This window comes from Reyranella sp., assembly GCF_965279465.1.
GTDB lineage: Bacteria > Pseudomonadota > Alphaproteobacteria > Reyranellales > Reyranellaceae > Reyranella.
The window spans coordinates 7,288,292-7,304,401 of sequence record NZ_OZ257242.1 but is presented as its reverse complement, the minus strand read 5'-3'; the positions used below and the strand labels follow the sequence as shown (position 1 = coordinate 7,304,401).

The following is a 16,110-nucleotide window of genomic DNA, read 5'->3' as shown; positions in this document are numbered from 1 at the left end:
TGGGAGCGCGGCTCTCCAGAGCCGCGCTCCCAGCCAAGACTTGGGAGAAACATATGAAAGTGAGAGACAAGGTCTGCGTCGTTACCGGCGCAGCAGGGGGAATCGGCGAGGCGATCGCGCGGCGCTACGCCAAGGAAGGTGCCAAAGGCGTGGTCATTGCCGACCGCGACGCGGGCCGGCTCGAGGCCGTGGCCAAGGATATCAAGGGCATCGCCGTTGCCTGCGACGTCGGCAAGGAAGCCGATGTCCGCCATCTGATCGCCGAAGCGGAGCGGCATTTCGGACCGGTCGACGTGTTCTTCTCGAACGCCGGTATCGGCCGCGGCGGGCACGAGGATGCGACTGACCAGGACTGGGCCGACAGCTGGGCGATCCATGTCATGGCCCATGTCTATGCCGCCCGCGCGCTCGTGCCGGGCATGCTCGCGCGCAAGTCGGGCTACCTGCTGAACACAGCAAGCGCGGCCGGCCTGCTCGCGTCGATGGGATCGGCGCCCTATGGCGTCACCAAGCATGCCGCCGTCGCGCTGGCCGAGCATCTGGCGATCCAGTACGGCGACAAGGGCATCGTCGTGTCGGTGCTGTGCCCGCAGGCGGTCGACACCAACATGCTGCGCATGGCGGGATCGACCGCGGCATCGGTGGATGGCGTGATCAACACCGACGCCGTGGCGCAGACCGTGATCGAGGCGATGGACGCCGAAACCTTCCTGATTCTCCCCCATCCGGAGGTGAAGGAGTACATGGGCCGCAAGCTCGATCGCGATCGCTGGCTGCGCGGCATGCGCCGGCTGCGCGACAAGACGGGCGAGTCGTGGAAGAAGCCGGGTTGACGCCGCCGGCGCGCTCGGGAATGGTCGCGGCCCCATGATGCGACCGACGCTCCGACTTACCGCCTGATTCCTCGCCTCCGCGTGCCGGAGGCCAGCGAATCGCGAAGTCGTGCGTCTTCTCTCCCTTGCGGTTGTCGTTTCATGCTCTCCTACATTCAGCACCTGTTCGCCGACGTCGGCCTGTGGACGGCGATCGGCGTCACCTTGGTCGCCGGCCTGATGCGCGGCTTCGCGGGCTTCGGGTCGGCCATGCTGATGGCGCCGATCTTCGCCATCCTGTTCGGCTCGGCGGAAATGATCCTCACCGTGGTGGCGATCGAGACGATCGTCTCGATCCAGCTCTTTCCTCAGGTCCGGCGCCACGCCGACTGGAAGACGCTCGCGCCGATGAGCATCGCCGCCTGCCTTGCCATGCCGTTCGGCGTCTGGGCTTTGGCGAGCGTCGACAAGGGCACGATCGTGACCGCCGTGTCGGCGATCATCGTCGCTTTTGTCAGCCTGATGTGGCTCGGCTGGACCTATCGCGGGCGGCGCTCACCCATCGCCTCGGCGACGGTCGGCGCTTTGTCAGGTGCCATGATGGCGACGACCAGCGTCGGCGGCCCACCGGTCCTGCTCTATCTGTTGTCGGGCAACGATCCGCCGGCCGTGAACCGCGCCAACATCGTCACCTACTACTTCCTCACGCAGTTCCTGCTGATCGCCATCGTGCTGCTGAGTGGCGTTGCCGGCTGGGACGCGCTGGCCCGCGCCGTCGTGCTTTTTCCGATGATGGTGCTGGGCGCGTGGCTGGGTGGCCGGCTGTTCCACGGCCTGGCGAGCGAGCGCGTCTATCGCAATGTGGCGCTCGGGATCCTGTTCGCGACCGGCATGTTCGGTCTGCTGCGCAATGTCGTCATTTGATGGCGGAGCGGTTGCGCCGCGCAGGCCTCTGACCTAGGCTGTTCGCAACAGGGACGAACGCAAGTCATCCGCGAGCAGGTCGAACAACAGACCGCGACGGGAGCGACGAACAATGGGCGAGGCGGTACTCGAACTCGAGGACGTGACCGTGCGTTTCCGCCTGCGGCGGGGCGATCTCACGGCTGTGAACGGCGTGTCCTTCTCGATCGCACGCGGCGAGACCTTCGGGCTGGTCGGTGAATCCGGCTCGGGCAAGTCGGTCACGGCGCGGGCGATCATGCGACTCATCCCGGAGCCGCCCGGAGAGATCGAGCGCGGCCGCATCCTGTTCGAGGGTGCCAACGTGCTCGACAAGAGCGACGCCGAAATGCGCGCCCTGCGCGGCCGCCGGATCGCGATGGTGTTTCAGGAACCGATGAGCGCGCTCAACCCGGTGTTCACCGTTCACGACCAGATCGCCGACGCCCTGCGCACCAACCTCAAGCTGTCGAAGCGGCAGGCCCGCGAGCGGGTTATCGAGCTGTTGTCACTGGTCGGCATCCCGTCACCGCACAAGCGGGCCGACAGCTACGTGCACGAATTCTCCGGCGGGATGCGCCAGCGCGTGATGCTGGCCATGGCGTTGAGCTGCGACCCTACCTTCCTGATCGCCGACGAGCCGACCACTGCGCTCGATGTGACGATCCAGGCGACGATCCTCGAGCTGATCACCAACATGATCGACCGGCTCGGCATGTCGCTGCTGTTCATCACGCACAATCTCGGCGTCGTCGCGCATTCCTGCGACAAGATCGGCGTGATGTACGCCTCGCATCTGGTCGAGCTCGGCGACAAGCGCGAGATCTTCGCAAATCCGCAGCATCCCTACACGATCGGCCTTTTGAACTCGATCCCGCGGCTCGACGCGCAGGCCAAGTACCTGACGCCGATCAAGGGCTCGGTCTGCAACATGATGGAGCCGCCGACTGGCTGCAAATTCCATCCACGCTGCGCGCAGGCGATGGATATCTGCCGGCGAGAGGTTCCGAAGTTCAGGGAAGTCGCGCCCGGCCACATGGCGGCGTGCCACCTGCATGCCCTGGGGTGATTGCATGACGGCGCACGCGGCACCCTCGGACACTCTGCTCGAGGTCAGAGGCCTCACCAAGCACTTCACGCTGCACGGCGACATCTTCTCCAGGCTGGCCGGCGAGAAAACCCAGACCTTGAAGGCGGTCGACGGGATCGACTTCCACATTCGCCGAGGCGAGACGCTGGGACTGGTGGGCGAGTCGGGCTGCGGCAAGTCGACGACGGCGCGCCTGGTGACGCGCCTGATCGAGCCGACGGGTGGCGCCGTGAACTTGAAAGGCGAGGACCTGCTGGCCTTCTCAGCCGGGCGCATGAAGGCTGCGCGCAAGGAGATCCAGCTCGTCTTCCAAGACCCCTACAGCTCGCTGAACCCGCGCAAGACCGTCATGCAAATCCTCAGCCGGCCGATGGAGCTGCATGGGCTCGCGAGGTCATGGGCCGAGAAGCGGGAAAAGGTGCTCGACCTCCTGCACCGCGTCGGGCTGAACGCCGAGCATATCGACCGCTATCCGCACGAATTCTCCGGCGGGCAACGGCAGCGCATCGCGATCGCGCGCGCACTGTCGGTCGATCCCGAGCTGGTGATCGGTGACGAGCCGGTGTCGGCTCTCGACGTGTCGATCCAGGCCCAGATCCTCAACCTGTTCCGCGATCTCCAGGAGCAATTCGGCCTGACCTACCTCTTCATCGCTCACGATCTCAGCGTCATCCGTCACATCAGCGACCGGGTCGCGGTGATGTATGTCGGCAAGATCGTCGAATCGGCGCCGGCGGGCGCACTGTTCGAGGAGCCGCTGCACCCCTACACCAAGGCGCTGCTCGCGGCAGTGCCCGAGGCCGACCCGACCAAGCCGCCGCCCAGGCTGACGCTCAAGGGCGAGGTCTCGACCCCGATCGACCCGCCGCCGGGCTGCCGGCTGTGCCGACGCTGCCCCAACGAGACCAAGGTTTGCAGCGAGATCGCGCCGCCCCTGGTCGATGTCGGCGGCGGTCGTCAGGTCGCCTGCCACAACCTCTGATCAGCGCTGGGAAAGTCGCGGATCGAGGATGTCGCGCAGGCCGTCGCCGAACAGGTTGAAGGCGAGCACCGTGTAGCAGATGGCGAGACCGGGGAAGGCCGCGATCAGCGGATGGGTTTCCATGTAGTCGCGCGCGGCGCTGAGGTCGGAGCCCCAGTCGGGTGTCGGCGGCGGCGTGCCCAGCCCGAGGAACGACAGGGCCGCCACGGTCAGGATGACGAAACCCAGCCGGACGGTGGCCGTCACGATCAAGGGCGACACGATGTTGGGCAGAACTTGGGCCAAGGCGATCCGGACCGAAGAATCGCCCATAGCGCGCGAAGCCTCGACATATTCCTTCTGCTTCTCTGCCAGCACCGAGCCGCGCGCAAGCCGCGCCTTCTCGGGCATGCCGGCAAGAGCAAGCGCTCCCACGAGCACGACATCGACCATCATGCCCTCGAACTTCCAGGCCTGGGCGACCGTCACGAACAGGAGATAAAGCAGCAATCCCGGGAAAGCGAGCAATCCGTCGACGATGCGCATGCCTATGGTGTCGGCGAACCCGCCGAAGTATCCGGTCAGCACGCCGAACGGCACGCCGATCGCCAGCGAGAGCGCGACCGCCACGACGGCGATGGTCACCAGTCGCCGCCCGCCATAGAGCAGCCGCGAGTAGATGTCGCGGCCGAGGCGATCGGTTCCCAGCAGATGCTCCTCCGAGGGTGGCGCGAGCCGCGCGCGGTAGTTCTGCTTGATCGGATCGTGCGTGGCGAGCCACGGTGTGGCGATGCAGGCGCCGAACAGCAGCGCCAGCATGACCGCGCCGATCGAGGCGGTGCGGCTCTTGCGCAGCTCGTACCAAGCATTGCCGAGGGCGACGGCGAGCCGGCGGCGGCGCGGCGTCGCCGGTGGGACGCGCCAGGCGATCGCGCCATCGACCAGCTTGTCGGCTTCCAGTTCGGACATGGCAGGTTCCCTAGGCGAATTTGACGCGCGGGTTGAGCAGCCTGTAGGTCAGGTCGACCAGCAGGTTCATGACGACGACGATGCAGCCCAGGACGAGCACGCCCGCCTGGATCAGCGGATAGTCGCGCTGCAGGATCGCCTCGAAGATCGCGCGGCCGATGCCGGGCCAGGCGAAGATCGATTCCAGCACCACCGTGCCGCCGAGCAGGTTGGCGAGCTGCAGGCCCGAGATGGTGATGGTCGGGATCATGGCGTTGCGCAGCGTGTACTTGAAGATCACCTTGCTCTCGCTGTGGCCGAGCGAGCGCGCTGTATCGACATACTCCTTGCTCAGCTCGTCGAGCATGGAGGAGCGCGTCAACCGCGTCGTGAAGGCGGCCTGGCGGAAGCCGATGGCGGCTGCCGGCAGGATCAGGAACTGCAGGCTGCCCCAGAAGTCCTCGAACGGGCTGACATAGCCGGACGACGGCAGCCAGCCGAGGTAGAGCGAGAACAGCAGCACGCAGAGGATCGCGAACCAGAACTCCGGGATCGATATCCCGGTCAGGGACGTCACCTGCGCCGTATAGTCGACGGCGGAGTTGCGGCGCACGGCGGCGAAGGTGCCGAGCGGTATGGCGATCAGCATGGAGAGCACGATCCCGACCGTGGCCAGGTAGACCGTGGCCGGGATGCGGCTCAGCAGCTCGGTCGAGATCGGTCGGCGCGTCACCAGGGAGTTGCCGAAGTCGAACTGGACGGCGCGATAGAGCCACTTGGCGTAGCGGACATAGAGCGGCTGATCGAGGCCGTACTCCTTCTCCAGGATCTTGCGCGCTTCCTCGATGTCGCCGCCTTCAGTGCCGACCAGCGTGTCGACGATGGACCCCGGCAGCGCCTCGACGAAGCCGAACACCGCCACGCTGAGCAGCAGCAGGACGGGGACGAGCTGCGCGATGCGCCGCAGCGTATAGGCGAGCATCGCCCCGTCCCCGTCTCAACCTTCGATCCAGGTTCGGCGCATGCCGGCGCCGGTGTAGTTCCACGGTCCGGTGAATGACACGTCGTAGTTCTTCACCCGGGCGCGGTTGCTGGCCATCATCAGCGGAACGAAATGGGTGTAGAGGATCGGCAGGTCGCGATTCACCAGGGTCTCGACGTCGGCATACATCTGTCTGCGCTTGGCCCGGTCGCGCTCCTTGCGCGCGGCCAGGATGATCTGGTCCGCTTTCTCGTTCTTGTAGCCGTTGCGGCGCCGGGTCTCCGGCGCGGTCGACAGGATATTGCGGGCAAACCAGCCGTCGGGGTCGAGGCGGTAGGAATTGGCCGTCGAATCGATGTTGTAGTCGCCCTTGTTCTGCTTCTCGAGCATCACCGGCCCGGGCAGGATCTCGAGCACGGCATTGAACCCGGCATCCTTCAGCATGGCGTGCACCAGCTCGCCCGACTGCTGCATGTAGGGGAACGTGTCGTTGGCGATGATGGTGAACTTCTCGTCGCCGCCCTTGGCCTTCTTGCGCAGCGCCTTGGCCTTGTCGGGATCGAACTTGGGCGTGCCCTCGATATCCTTCGAGTGCCAGGGGCTGGCACTGCTGTAGAAGCCCTTCGAGATCTCGCCGATGCCGTTGAACACCGCCTGATGGATGCCCTCCTTGTCGATGGCGTGGGCAATCGCCTGCCGGAGCAGGAGGGCATCGGGGTTGTCCTTTTCCGACAGCAGGCCGTTCTTGAGGTTGAAGTACATCATCGCCGTGCCGACCTGCGCCACCGGCCAGGTGTCGTACGTCTTGCTCTGCTCCTTCTTGAAGGCCGGCGCGTCGGCATAGGCGACGTTGTCGATCAGATCGAGCTCGCCGGTGCGCAGCCCGGTCAGGCGCACGCGGTCCTCCTTCTTCGGCCGGCCGATCAGCGCGTCGAGGTAGGGCAGCGAGTTGCCTTCGGCGTCGGTCTCCCAGAAGTTCTCGAAGCGCACCATCTCGGTCACGTCGTGGCGGCGCCATGACTTGAACTTGAACGGCCCGCAATTGACCGGATGCGTGTCGACCGTGTCGACAGCGCCGGGCGCCATCAGGTTCACCGGGTAATAGATCAGGTTTATGTCGAGCGCTGCGTGCGGCTCCTTGAGGTGGAACTGCACCGTGTGCTTGTCGTCGACCGTGACGCGCTCGACGTCGGCCAGGACCGAGCGGGTGAAAGCGTGGCTGGTCTTCGGATCCTTGATCCGCTCGATGTTCCATTTCACCGATTCGGCGTCGATGGTCTGCGCGTTGTGGTACTCGGCCCCGCGCCGGAGCTTGAAGGTCCAGGTCTTGAGGTCGGCCGATGCGTCCCACGACTCGGCGACGCCGGGCTTGGCTTCCATCTTGTCGTCGAAGTCGACCAGCCCGCCGGTAATGCCGGTGAGCGGCGTCGACACGAAATAGATGATGTTGCGGTGGGTATCGAGGCCCACCGTGTCCTCGCGCGTACCGAATCGCAGCGTGCCGCCGCGTTTGGGATGACGCTTGTCTGCCTCGGCGGCGCCGGGCAGGCCGACGAGCGCGGCACCCGCGAGCGCCGTCGTCGTCTTCAGAAAGTTACGCCGTGTACGCTCGGGACCCCTGTTGTGTGCTTCGCCGGACATGGACGTCGCCTCCCAGATCTTTTGGTTGTGGGCCGAAAGCGGCTATGTGGATCAACGCTTACTCGTGACACCCCTCCAGACGTAGAACCCGCGTGACCGACCTTTGCCTCGAGTTTCGAGGATTGAAGCACGGGTGCGCGATGCGAAATAGCCTGCCTTCATTCGCTGTGAAGGTCAATGGCAGGGACATTGAAGGGGAATGACGATGGGCTTTTCCCAGGATCAGAATTCTGGAGATGCGGCTGCAGAAGTGCTTTGGTCGGTGACATGATCGAGCCTACGGCAGAGCAGGTGGAACAGCTCACGCGCGCCTTCGAGCGGTTCACCCGCCGCTTCAAAGTCGCCGAGGCGGCTGCGGCGGCCGACAATGCTTTGAATGCGCTTGACGCGCAGACGCTGCTGTTCGTCAGCGAGCATCCCGGATGTGGTCTGGGCGATGTCGCTCGAGATCTGGGCGTTGCGGCCACGACCATGTCGTCCGCTGTCGACCGGCTGGTGCGTAAGGCAATGATCGAGCGTCGCCGGCCCGAGGACAATCGGCGCACGATCGCGCTGACGGCAACCGCCAAGGGACGGCAGGTCGTTGAGGATCAGAAGGCCGGCTATCAGAACGCCTGCCTTGCCATGCTGCGCTCCCTCGATCCTGGGGAGCGGGGCGAACTGATCCGCCTGACCGAAAAGATTGCTGACACCGAATCTTGAACATTACGAAAGTCGTACTAAATTTTCTGAGATCGCCGGTGACGATGCCAACCGCCGGCCCACGCGGAGGAGTCGGCAGTGGCGATTGCTATCAACGGAACCGACTATCCGATCCCGGATGACCCGAGAGTATCGTTGCTCGACCTGCTTCGGGAGCGCATCGGCCTGACCGGCACCAAGCTCGGCTGCAACCAGGGCGCCTGCGGCGCGTGCACCGTCCTCCTCGACGGCGAGCGTGTCCTGTCCTGCCTCACGCTGGCCGTTCAGGCGTCGGGGCGGCAGGTGCGGACGATCGAAGGTCTGTCCGGCGAAGGGGGCGAGCTCCACCCGCTCCAGCAGGCGTTCATCGATCACGATGGGCTGCAGTGTGGCTATTGCACGCCGGGCCAGATCTGCTCTGCCCTCGGGATGCTGGAAGAGTTCCGTCGCGGAGACCCGAGCCACGTTACGGAAAGCCTTTCCTCCGGCCCCGCCGCTCTCACGCGAGACGAGCTGCGCGAGCGCATGAGCGGCAATCTGTGCCGCTGCGGCGCGCATAATGGGATCGTGGACGCGATCCTGGAATTTGCCGATGGAGGAGGCGCGAAATGATCCCCTTCTCCTACAGCCTGGCCGCCAGCGAGCAGGATGCGGTAACGCGAATCTCCAATGGCACGGCCCGATACATTGCCGGCGGCACCAATCTGGTGGACCTGATGCGTCAGGACATCGAACGCGTTGAGGCGGTGGTCGATGTCTCGCGGCTTGCGGCCACTGTCGAAGAGACTTCCGATGGCGGGCTCATCGTCGGAGCGGCAGTCCGCAACACCGCTCTGGCAGCCGATCCGCGCGTCAGGACGCGTTATCCGATGCTGTCCCGTGCCCTGCTCGCCGGAGCCTCCGCACAGATCCGCAACATGGCGACCGTCGGCGGCAACATTCTCCAGCGCACACGCTGCTCCTATTTCTATGACGTGCGCGGCTCGCGCTGCAACAAGCGCACGCCCGGAACAGGCTGCGACGCGATCGGCGGCTTCACGCGCTATCACGCCATCCTTGGCGCTTCGGACCGATGCATTGCCACGCATCCCTCCGACATGTGCGTCGCGCTGGCCGCGCTGAACGCCATCGTCCATCTCGAGGGAGCCGCGGGCAAGCGCTGTGTCCCGTTGACCGACCTCCACCTGCTGCCGGGCGACACGCCCCACATCGAAACGGCGCTGCTGCCCGGCGAATTGATCACCGGCGTCGAAATCCCGGCCTGCCCTGCAGCGGCGAACTCCACCTATCGCAAGGTCCGCGATCGTTCGAGCTATGCCTTCGCGCTGGTCTCGGTGGCGGCGGCGCTGCGGGTCGTCGACGGAAAAATTGCCGACGCCAGGATCGCGCTGGGCGGCGTCGCGCCGAAACCGTGGCGCGCGAGCCGGGCAGAAGCGGCATTGCACGGAGGTACGCCGACCCACGATACCTTCCTGAAGGCGGCCGATTTGGAACTCGCCGATGCCAAGCCACTCGAGGGCAACGCCTTCAAGATCGCGCTCGCCCGCAGCACCATCGTCGCCGTGCTCGGCGGCCTCGCCGGAGATGCCACATGAGCAAGTTGCAGAACGCGATTGTCGGCGGGGTTCGCGCGGTATTGAGCCAGGTGCCGGCCGCCTGGTTGCCCGGCGCCACGCCCGATCCGCTGATCGACAAGCGCGTGACCCTCGGCACGCAGCAGTCGCGACTCGACGGTCCCGACAAGGTGCGCGGCGCCGCGCGCTTCGCGGCCGAGGTGCCGATGGACGGCCTGCTCTACGCAGCCCTGGTCCACTCCACGATCGCGCGCGGACGCATCGCCGCTCTGGACACCGCGGCCGCCGAAGCAGCACCCGGCGTCGCTTTGGTGATGACCCACCGCAATGCGCCGAAGCTCGCCGTGCCACCGCCGATCGGGCTCACTAACCTCAAGGCCGCGGGCAACAACATCCTGCCCGTGATGCAGGACGACGCGATCCGCTGGAACGGTCAGACGGTGGCACTGGTGCTCGCGGAAACGCAGGAACAGGCCGATCATGGGGCCTCGCTGGTCGATGTCCGCTACGATGTCGCTGCATCGCGCACACGCTTCGAGGACGGCAAGGCCGACGCGCGGACACCGGACTCGATCCTCATCGAGAGGAACCGCCTTCTCAAGGGCAACGCGAAGAAGGCGTTGGAAACGGCGGCGCACCGAGTCGATCGCCTCTATCGTACGCCCTGGCAGAACCACAATCCGATCGAGCCCCACGCCGTGACCGTCTTCTGGGAGGGCGAGCGGCTCATCCTTCACGATGCGACGCAGGGGCTCAACGCCACCGCGGGATCGCTCGCCAAGGTGTTCGGCATCAAGGAAGAGCAGGTCCATGTCAGCTCGCCGTTCGTCGGCGGCGGGTTCGGCGCCAAGGCGCTGTGGGATCACCAGATCCTCGCTGCGGCCGCCGCGAAGCTCGCGGGCCGACCGGTACGGCTGGTGCTGTCCCGCTCGGGTATGCACCGCCTGATCGGCGGTCGGACGCAGACCGAGCAAAGGGTCGCTCTCGCCGCCGACAAGGACGGCAAGCTGCAGGCGCTGCTGCATCACGGCTACTCGGTAAAGCCGCTCCACAGCGCCTGCGACGAGCAGTTCGGCCTGACCGGCCGCTCGCTCTATCGGTGCGAAAGCTTCGACATCGTCCAGCACCATGTCGACCTCGACGTGCTGGCCAACACCTTCATGCGCGGTCCTGGCGAGGCCGTCGGAACCTTCGCCATCGAAAGCGCGATGGACGAGCTGGCGCACGAGCTGGGCATGGACCCGGTCGAGCTGCGGCTGCGCAATCTGCCCGACCGCGACCCGGTGAGTGGCGCCCCGCATTCGCAACACGACGCGGCACGCGCGTGGACGATGGGAGCGGAGCGCTTCGGATGGCACCACCGCGCATCCGCTGCGGCAAACCGCAACGGCGAATGGCGGACCGGCATGGGCTGCGCCGCCGGCACCTTTCCCTACGTGCGCATGCCCGGCACGTCGGTTCGGATCACGATCGACGGCAACGGCCAGGCGACGGTCGCCAGCGCGGCACACGAGATGGGCATGGGCACGGCCACCGTGCAGCGCCAGCACGCCGCCGACCGGCTCGGCCTGCCGCTCGAAATGGTCTCAGTCACGATCGGCGATTCGAGCCTGCCGTTCGCCGGCTTCGCCGGCGGGTCGTCGCAGACCGCCTCGCTGGGCGCGGCGATCAACGCGGCGAGCGGCAAGCTGGCCGGCGAATTGCTGCGCCTTGCCGGCAACGACACGCCGCTGGCCGGCCTGAAGGCAGGCGAGGTCGAATTTGCCGAGGCCGGCCTGCGCAAGATCGGTGACCCCGCCCGGCACGAGAGCTTCATCTCGATCCTGCGGCGCGGCGGGCGGACCGACATCAGCGCGAAAGGGGAGAGCGGCCCGCCCCTGGAAATGCTCAAGTTCAGCATGCACAGCACCTCCGCGATCTTCTGCGAAGTCCGTGTCAGCGACGTCACGGGCGAAGTGCGCGTCGACCGGCTCGTGGGCGCTTTCGATTGCGGCCGCATCCTCAACCCCAAGATCGCGGCCAGCCAGTTTCGCGGCGGCATGATCATGGGCCTCGGCATGGCACTGACCGAGGAGACGCTGTTCGACGAGCGCAGCGGACGGATCATGAGCGCGTCGCTCGCCGACTACCATGTGCCCGTGCATCTCGACATTCCGGAGATCGAGGTGCTGTGGACCGACATTCCCGATCCGCGCACGCCGATGGGCGCACGGGGCATCGGCGAGATCGGCACCACCGGCGTCGCTGCCGCCGTCGCCAACGCTGTCTTCAACGCCACTGGCAAGCGCGTCCGCGACCTCCCAATCACGCTCGATAAGCTGGTGTAGCCCGTTCATTTCTTCCGGACCGCGAGCGTCCCGCTCGCTCAAGCTCATGAGCGAGCGGGACGCTCGCGGTCCGGAAGACGATGATCAAGCGTTGCGGCAGACCGTGTCGTAGCCCCAGGTGACGCAGCTCAGGAGCTGGGTGCCCTGGCGCAGATGATAGTGCACCGCGCCGGGCGGGTTGCTCGCCTGCGTCGTCGGCTCGGCGCAAGCCAGCAGGGCGAGGGGTAGGAACAGGGCCAAAAGCCTGGGCATGGCGATCCTTTCGCAGTCAGGCCGCGCGCTGCTGCTCGGCGGCGTCCTGCATGATGGTGACCCTCCAGTGGATGCGCTGCTCCTCGATCGGATAGCCGCCGGTCGCGGAGTGCAGGGCGCAGCGATTGTCCCAGATCACGATGTCACCGACCTGCCATTTGTGCCGGTACTGCGCCGTGGTCGCGACCATGTGATCGGTGAGCTCGGCGATCAGAGCCTCGCTCTCGGCATCGCCGAGTCCCTGGACGCGGGTGATGTGATAGGGGTTGGCATAGAGCGAGATGCGGCCGGTTTCCTCGTGCGTGCGCAGGATCGGATGCACGGCGGGCGGGCGGTTGCGGTCCTCGGGATCGAGCAGGTCGTTGCCGCGCCGGCCGCGCCCGCCATAGACATGCTCAGCCTTCAGCCCCTGCAGGCGCTGCTTCAGCCCCTCGGGCAGGTTCTCGTAGGCGTCGTACATCGAGGCGAACAACGTGTCGCCGCCGGTGGAAGGGATGGCGATGCCGTAGAGCTGCGTGCCCTTGCAGATGTCCTGGTCCCACGGCGAATCGGTGTGCCAGCCGCCGCCGCGATCGTAGATCGTCTTGTCGATCTTGCCGTCGGGCTTGCGCGTGCCGATGCCCATCACCGTCAGCTCGGCATGCTCGGGATGACGCGTCTTCTTCACGCGATGCGGCTTCAGTCGGCCGAAGCGGCGCGAGTAGGCGAGGAACTCCTCGATGGTCAGGGTCTGGCCGCGCACGACGAGGACGATGCCGTCGAGCCAGGCGCGGTAGAGGGCGTTCCAGTCGCTGTCGGACAGCGAACGGACGTCGACATCGGTGGCGATTGCCCCGATGCGCGGGTCGGGCTTGTCTATCTTCATGTCGCGAGCCTAGCATTCCCGCAGAAAAAGTAACCGGAGGAACAATGACCCGCATCGCGGCATGTATTTTCGCAGCTCTGTTCGCCGCCTTGCCGGCTGCCGCCCAGGAGAGTTACCCGAGCCGGACCATCACGCTGGTCGTTCCCTATGCGCCCGGCGGCGGCAGCGATTTCCTCGGCCGCATCCTGGCCGAAGGGCTGCACTCGCGGCTCAACCAGACCGTGCTCGTCCAGAACCTCGCGGGGGCGGGCAGCGTCGTCGGCTCCCAGTTCGTCGCCAAGGCCAAGCCGGACGGCTACACCCTGCTGCTCAACCATGTCGGCATGTCGACGGTGCCGGCGCTCTACAAGAAGCTGAACTTCGACCCGCTCGCCTCCTACGAGTTCGTCGGCCTGTACGCGGAGGCGCCGATGATGATCATGGCGCGCAAGGAGTTCGAGCCGAAGACCTTCGCCGAGCTGGTCACCTACGCCAAGGGCCGCGGAGACAAGTTCACCATGGCCTCGTCCGGCATGGGCAGCTCGACGCATCTCTGCGCCATGCTGTTCCAGGAGGCGATCGGCGTGCCGATCACCATCGTGCAGTACAAGGGGGCGGGCCCTGCCGTGATCGACGTACGCTCGGGCCAGGTCGATGCGATCTGCGATCTGCCGACCACAACGTCCGCCCAGATCAGGAGCGGCGACCTGCGCGCTTACCTCCTGACCGCCCCGCAGCGCCTGAAGTCGCTTCCCGATGTGCCGACCGCCACCGAGCTCGGCGTGCCCGCGCTCGCGATCGGTGTGTGGTTCGGCGTCTATGCGCCGGTCGGCACGCCCAAGTCGGTCATTGCCACGCTCAGCAAGGCGTTGCAGGAAATCGTGCAGGACAAGTCGGTGGCCGAAAAGCTCGCCGGCATCGAGACCTACCTGCTGCCGCTCGACCAGGCGACGCCCGAGGCGCTGCGCGCCAAGCTAGCTTCCCAGATCGCGCTCTGGACGCCGCTTATCGAGAAGGCCGGCGTCCAGGCGGAGTAGCGCGCGGGACGCGGGAGGAGGCATTCGCTTCGAGATCGCGCTGCACTTGTTGCAGGACCTTCGGCTCGACCAGGAGCCCTTGTCGCTCGTAACGACCACGGTTCTTGCTGAAGCGCACGACGACGGCATGCCTGGCGCTTTTCGCCTTCACCCGCCGTGTGAGCAGCGCGTCACCCGCCGGCAAGAACTCGAGATCGCCGAGACCGACACAGTGCAGGCATGCCGGGCCTGGCTTTTCCATGACGAGGATGCCGCCGGTGCCGCCGCACCGGTGGCACTTCCATTCCCTATTCACGGGCTGGATCGCCACCAGATCCGGGGCGCGGTTCGCCTTCTCCACCAGACGTTCGCGCTTCTTTTCCGGAAGGTCGCCCGAAATCCAATGAGTCCGGAAAAGCTTCTCCAGTGCCGCGTCTCCACTTTTGCTGAAGCGCAGCGTCTGGCGCTGCGGCGTCCGTGCTACATAGTCGGTCTCGCTTGCGACCAGTCCTTTTCGAGTCGCCCAGTCTCGAAACAGCCTCATTGCTTCCGACAAGCGCGACGGGTTGGTCTGGATGACGTCATCGAGGTATTCGATCCGCCCTTGCTGCCATTCCTTGTCAGCTCCGGGGTACAGCCAGCGGATCCCAAGAAGCACGTCGATCGCGCTCGCGTAGCCTTGCTCCGTGAGTGCGTCCTCGGCCGCCCGCGTAACTCGTTCCGCAAGTGTGGCCTTATCCTTCTGGCTCATTGCGACACTCCCAGGTTGCGATAGATGGTAACGCAATACGCGATGTCATCCCCCCAGTGCCGATACGTGCGCGATGTCCTCTCTGCGCTGCTTCGAGCGCCTTTCGTAGCTTGCCTGATTCTTGGTCGCGACCAGCGTATCCGGGCTGCCTCGCTTTTCGGTCGCGAGATCGAGGTCGCACCCGGCGCTGCGGACGCTCTGCTCGACATGGCTCCGCTGTGCCTGGGGTGCTCTGAGCAGCCATTGTCGCCGCGCGGTGTCGAGCAGGAAAGCACCCAGGTGCCGGCAGTCGGGGCACTTGCAGTCGAGCGGGTTGGCCCGGGCCCAATCACGGGGAGCTTCCAGCGGGAGAACGATCCGCGCCCGCAGATGGTCGAGAGCCGCTTGCCGGAGCCGTCCGGCCGCCGGCCATTCCGCGCTTTCCTTCTGTTTGGCCAGAGCCAGCGCGGCTGGAACCACGACGCCATCCGGATTGTACGTCTCGGGCCAGGCGCGCACATGCTCGACCGCACGCGCGGCGAGTCCGGCATCGATGCGGCTCGTTGCTGCCAGAAGGTCGACGACGAAACGGGGTGTCATCGTCGAAGGTCGAGCCCAGGGGTCGCGCTCGGCGGGCTTCGCCGCCGGGGCGCCCGGAAGGCTTTCGATCAAGGCCATGCCGACCTGCGCGACGTCTCCGGCTGAAGCGGCGGGCGCCGTAGCGCAGCAGCAGGTTGCCGCAGGCGCCGAGATCAGCGGGAGCGTTGCGTTTGACGATGCTGACCAGCAGGTTGGTCGCCCGCGCTGCTGGAAGGAGCGCGACGGAGCGTACGATCGATTCATTGTCGGACGCTGCGTAGTGACCGTGAGCCGATGTCTCGTCGAGAAACGTATCGATCCACGCCGCATTCCCGAGCCGAACCTGCAGATCGAGCGCCCGGCCGACATTTTCGTCGTTCTCACGGCGCCACGCCTCGCGCGACCAGGTGCGCAGCACATGCTTCGAAAGCTCGTCGGCCTCGCGCCGCAGCGGCGAGTCGATTGCCGCACCGGTGGTTTGCCAACGCGTGACCAGATCTTCGAGATAGGGCAGGGTGCCGCGCAGGCCGGCGTGGTTCAGCACCGCGAGCCGACGGGCGCGGGGCCACAGCACCAGGCCGGCGCGGCGGTAGGTTCGCTCGAAGGTGGCGCCCTCGTTGCCGGTCGCCTCGTGGAAATGCTGCTCGTCCGGCGTCATGTCCTCGAAGGCGTCGGGCGGGCACAGCTCATTCTCGTCGAACGGCAATTCGCCGAGCCCTGCCGTGTCGCCG

At 66.1% G+C, this 16,110-nt stretch carries 15 protein-coding genes; 9 read left to right on the top strand and 6 right to left on the bottom strand.

Annotation, left to right across the window (positions count from 1 at the left end):
* Window positions 1-53: 53 nt before the first annotated feature.
* From ACQY8M_RS35605 to ACQY8M_RS35590, 4 genes are all read left to right on the top strand, one after another.
* The gene (locus ACQY8M_RS35605) at window positions 54-833 is read left to right on the top strand and encodes an SDR family oxidoreductase (protein ID WP_428666691.1); all 780 of its coding nucleotides are present in this window, start codon (window positions 54-56) and stop codon (window positions 831-833) included.
* A gap of 141 nt (window positions 834-974) precedes the next feature.
* On the top strand, window positions 975-1,736 hold the full coding sequence (locus ACQY8M_RS35600) for a TSUP family transporter (protein WP_428666689.1): 762 nt from the start codon (window positions 975-977) through the stop codon (window positions 1,734-1,736).
* Between the two features lie 112 nt (window positions 1,737-1,848).
* Window positions 1,849-2,823 carry an ABC transporter ATP-binding protein gene (locus tag ACQY8M_RS35595; protein ID WP_428666686.1) on the top strand — a complete coding sequence of 325 codons (975 nt, stop codon included), beginning with the start codon at window positions 1,849-1,851 and terminating at the stop codon, window positions 2,821-2,823.
* Window positions 2,824-2,827: 4 nt separating this feature from the next.
* Window positions 2,828-3,826 (top strand): ABC transporter ATP-binding protein, encoded by a 999-nt coding sequence (locus ACQY8M_RS35590; protein WP_428666684.1) that lies wholly within the window; start codon window positions 2,828-2,830, stop codon window positions 3,824-3,826.
* On the opposite strand, the gene ACQY8M_RS35585 is transcribed toward ACQY8M_RS35590, so the two are convergent.
* Genes ACQY8M_RS35585 through ACQY8M_RS35575 form a run of 3 tightly spaced genes read right to left on the bottom strand, consistent with a single transcriptional unit; the run spans window position 3,827 to window position 7,376 of the window.
* Window positions 3,827-4,774 (bottom strand): ABC transporter permease, encoded by a 948-nt coding sequence (locus ACQY8M_RS35585; protein WP_428666681.1) that lies wholly within the window; start codon window positions 4,772-4,774, stop codon window positions 3,827-3,829.
* 10 nt (window positions 4,775-4,784) lie between these two features.
* Window positions 4,785-5,735: an ABC transporter permease gene (locus ACQY8M_RS35580; RefSeq protein WP_428666678.1), complete on the bottom strand. Its 951-nt coding sequence runs from the start codon at window positions 5,733-5,735 to the stop codon at window positions 4,785-4,787.
* 15 nt (window positions 5,736-5,750) lie between these two features.
* On the bottom strand, window positions 5,751-7,376 hold the full coding sequence (locus ACQY8M_RS35575) for an ABC transporter substrate-binding protein (protein WP_428666675.1): 1,626 nt from the start codon (window positions 7,374-7,376) through the stop codon (window positions 5,751-5,753).
* Window positions 7,377-7,643: 267 nt separating this feature from the next.
* Between ACQY8M_RS35575 and ACQY8M_RS35570 the strand changes: the two genes are divergently transcribed.
* The 4 genes from ACQY8M_RS35570 to ACQY8M_RS35555 all read left to right on the top strand — a co-directional run bounded on the left by ACQY8M_RS35570 (window position 7,644) and on the right by ACQY8M_RS35555 (window position 11,958).
* Window positions 7,644-8,078, top strand: a complete 435-nt coding sequence (locus ACQY8M_RS35570) for a MarR family winged helix-turn-helix transcriptional regulator (RefSeq protein ID WP_428666673.1) — start codon at window positions 7,644-7,646, stop codon at window positions 8,076-8,078.
* A gap of 78 nt (window positions 8,079-8,156) precedes the next feature.
* Window positions 8,157-8,669, top strand: a complete 513-nt coding sequence (locus ACQY8M_RS35565) for a (2Fe-2S)-binding protein (protein ID WP_428666670.1) — start codon at window positions 8,157-8,159, stop codon at window positions 8,667-8,669.
* Window positions 8,666-9,652 carry an FAD binding domain-containing protein gene (locus ACQY8M_RS35560; RefSeq protein WP_428666667.1) on the top strand — a complete coding sequence of 329 codons (987 nt, stop codon included), beginning with the start codon at window positions 8,666-8,668 and terminating at the stop codon, window positions 9,650-9,652. Before ACQY8M_RS35565 ends, ACQY8M_RS35560 begins: the two co-directional genes overlap by 4 nt.
* The gene (locus ACQY8M_RS35555; RefSeq protein WP_428666664.1) at window positions 9,649-11,958 is read left to right on the top strand and encodes a xanthine dehydrogenase family protein molybdopterin-binding subunit; all 2,310 of its coding nucleotides are present in this window, start codon (window positions 9,649-9,651) and stop codon (window positions 11,956-11,958) included. Before ACQY8M_RS35560 ends, ACQY8M_RS35555 begins: the two co-directional genes overlap by 4 nt.
* 84 nt (window positions 11,959-12,042) lie before the next feature.
* On the opposite strand, the gene ACQY8M_RS35550 is transcribed toward ACQY8M_RS35555, so the two are convergent.
* Both ACQY8M_RS35550 and ACQY8M_RS35545 read right to left on the bottom strand, forming a co-directional pair.
* Window positions 12,043-12,210 carry a hypothetical protein gene (locus ACQY8M_RS35550; RefSeq protein ID WP_428666661.1) on the bottom strand — a complete coding sequence of 56 codons (168 nt, stop codon included), beginning with the start codon at window positions 12,208-12,210 and terminating at the stop codon, window positions 12,043-12,045.
* Window positions 12,211-12,226: 16 nt separating this feature from the next.
* Window positions 12,227-13,075, bottom strand: coding sequence for a TauD/TfdA dioxygenase family protein (locus ACQY8M_RS35545; protein WP_428666658.1), 849 nt, complete (start codon window positions 13,073-13,075; stop codon window positions 12,227-12,229).
* Between the two features lie 44 nt (window positions 13,076-13,119).
* Here ACQY8M_RS35545 and ACQY8M_RS35540 point away from each other — a divergent pair, with 44 nt between their 5' ends.
* Window positions 13,120-14,091 (top strand): Bug family tripartite tricarboxylate transporter substrate binding protein, encoded by a 972-nt coding sequence (locus tag ACQY8M_RS35540; RefSeq protein ID WP_428666655.1) that lies wholly within the window; start codon window positions 13,120-13,122, stop codon window positions 14,089-14,091.
* On the opposite strand, the gene ACQY8M_RS35535 is transcribed toward ACQY8M_RS35540, so the two are convergent.
* Window positions 14,060-14,821 (bottom strand): hypothetical protein, encoded by a 762-nt coding sequence (locus ACQY8M_RS35535; protein WP_428666652.1) that lies wholly within the window; start codon window positions 14,819-14,821, stop codon window positions 14,060-14,062. The two genes, ACQY8M_RS35540 and ACQY8M_RS35535, sit on opposite strands and share 32 nt — an antisense overlap.
* Window positions 14,822-16,110: the final 1,289 nt, after the last annotated feature.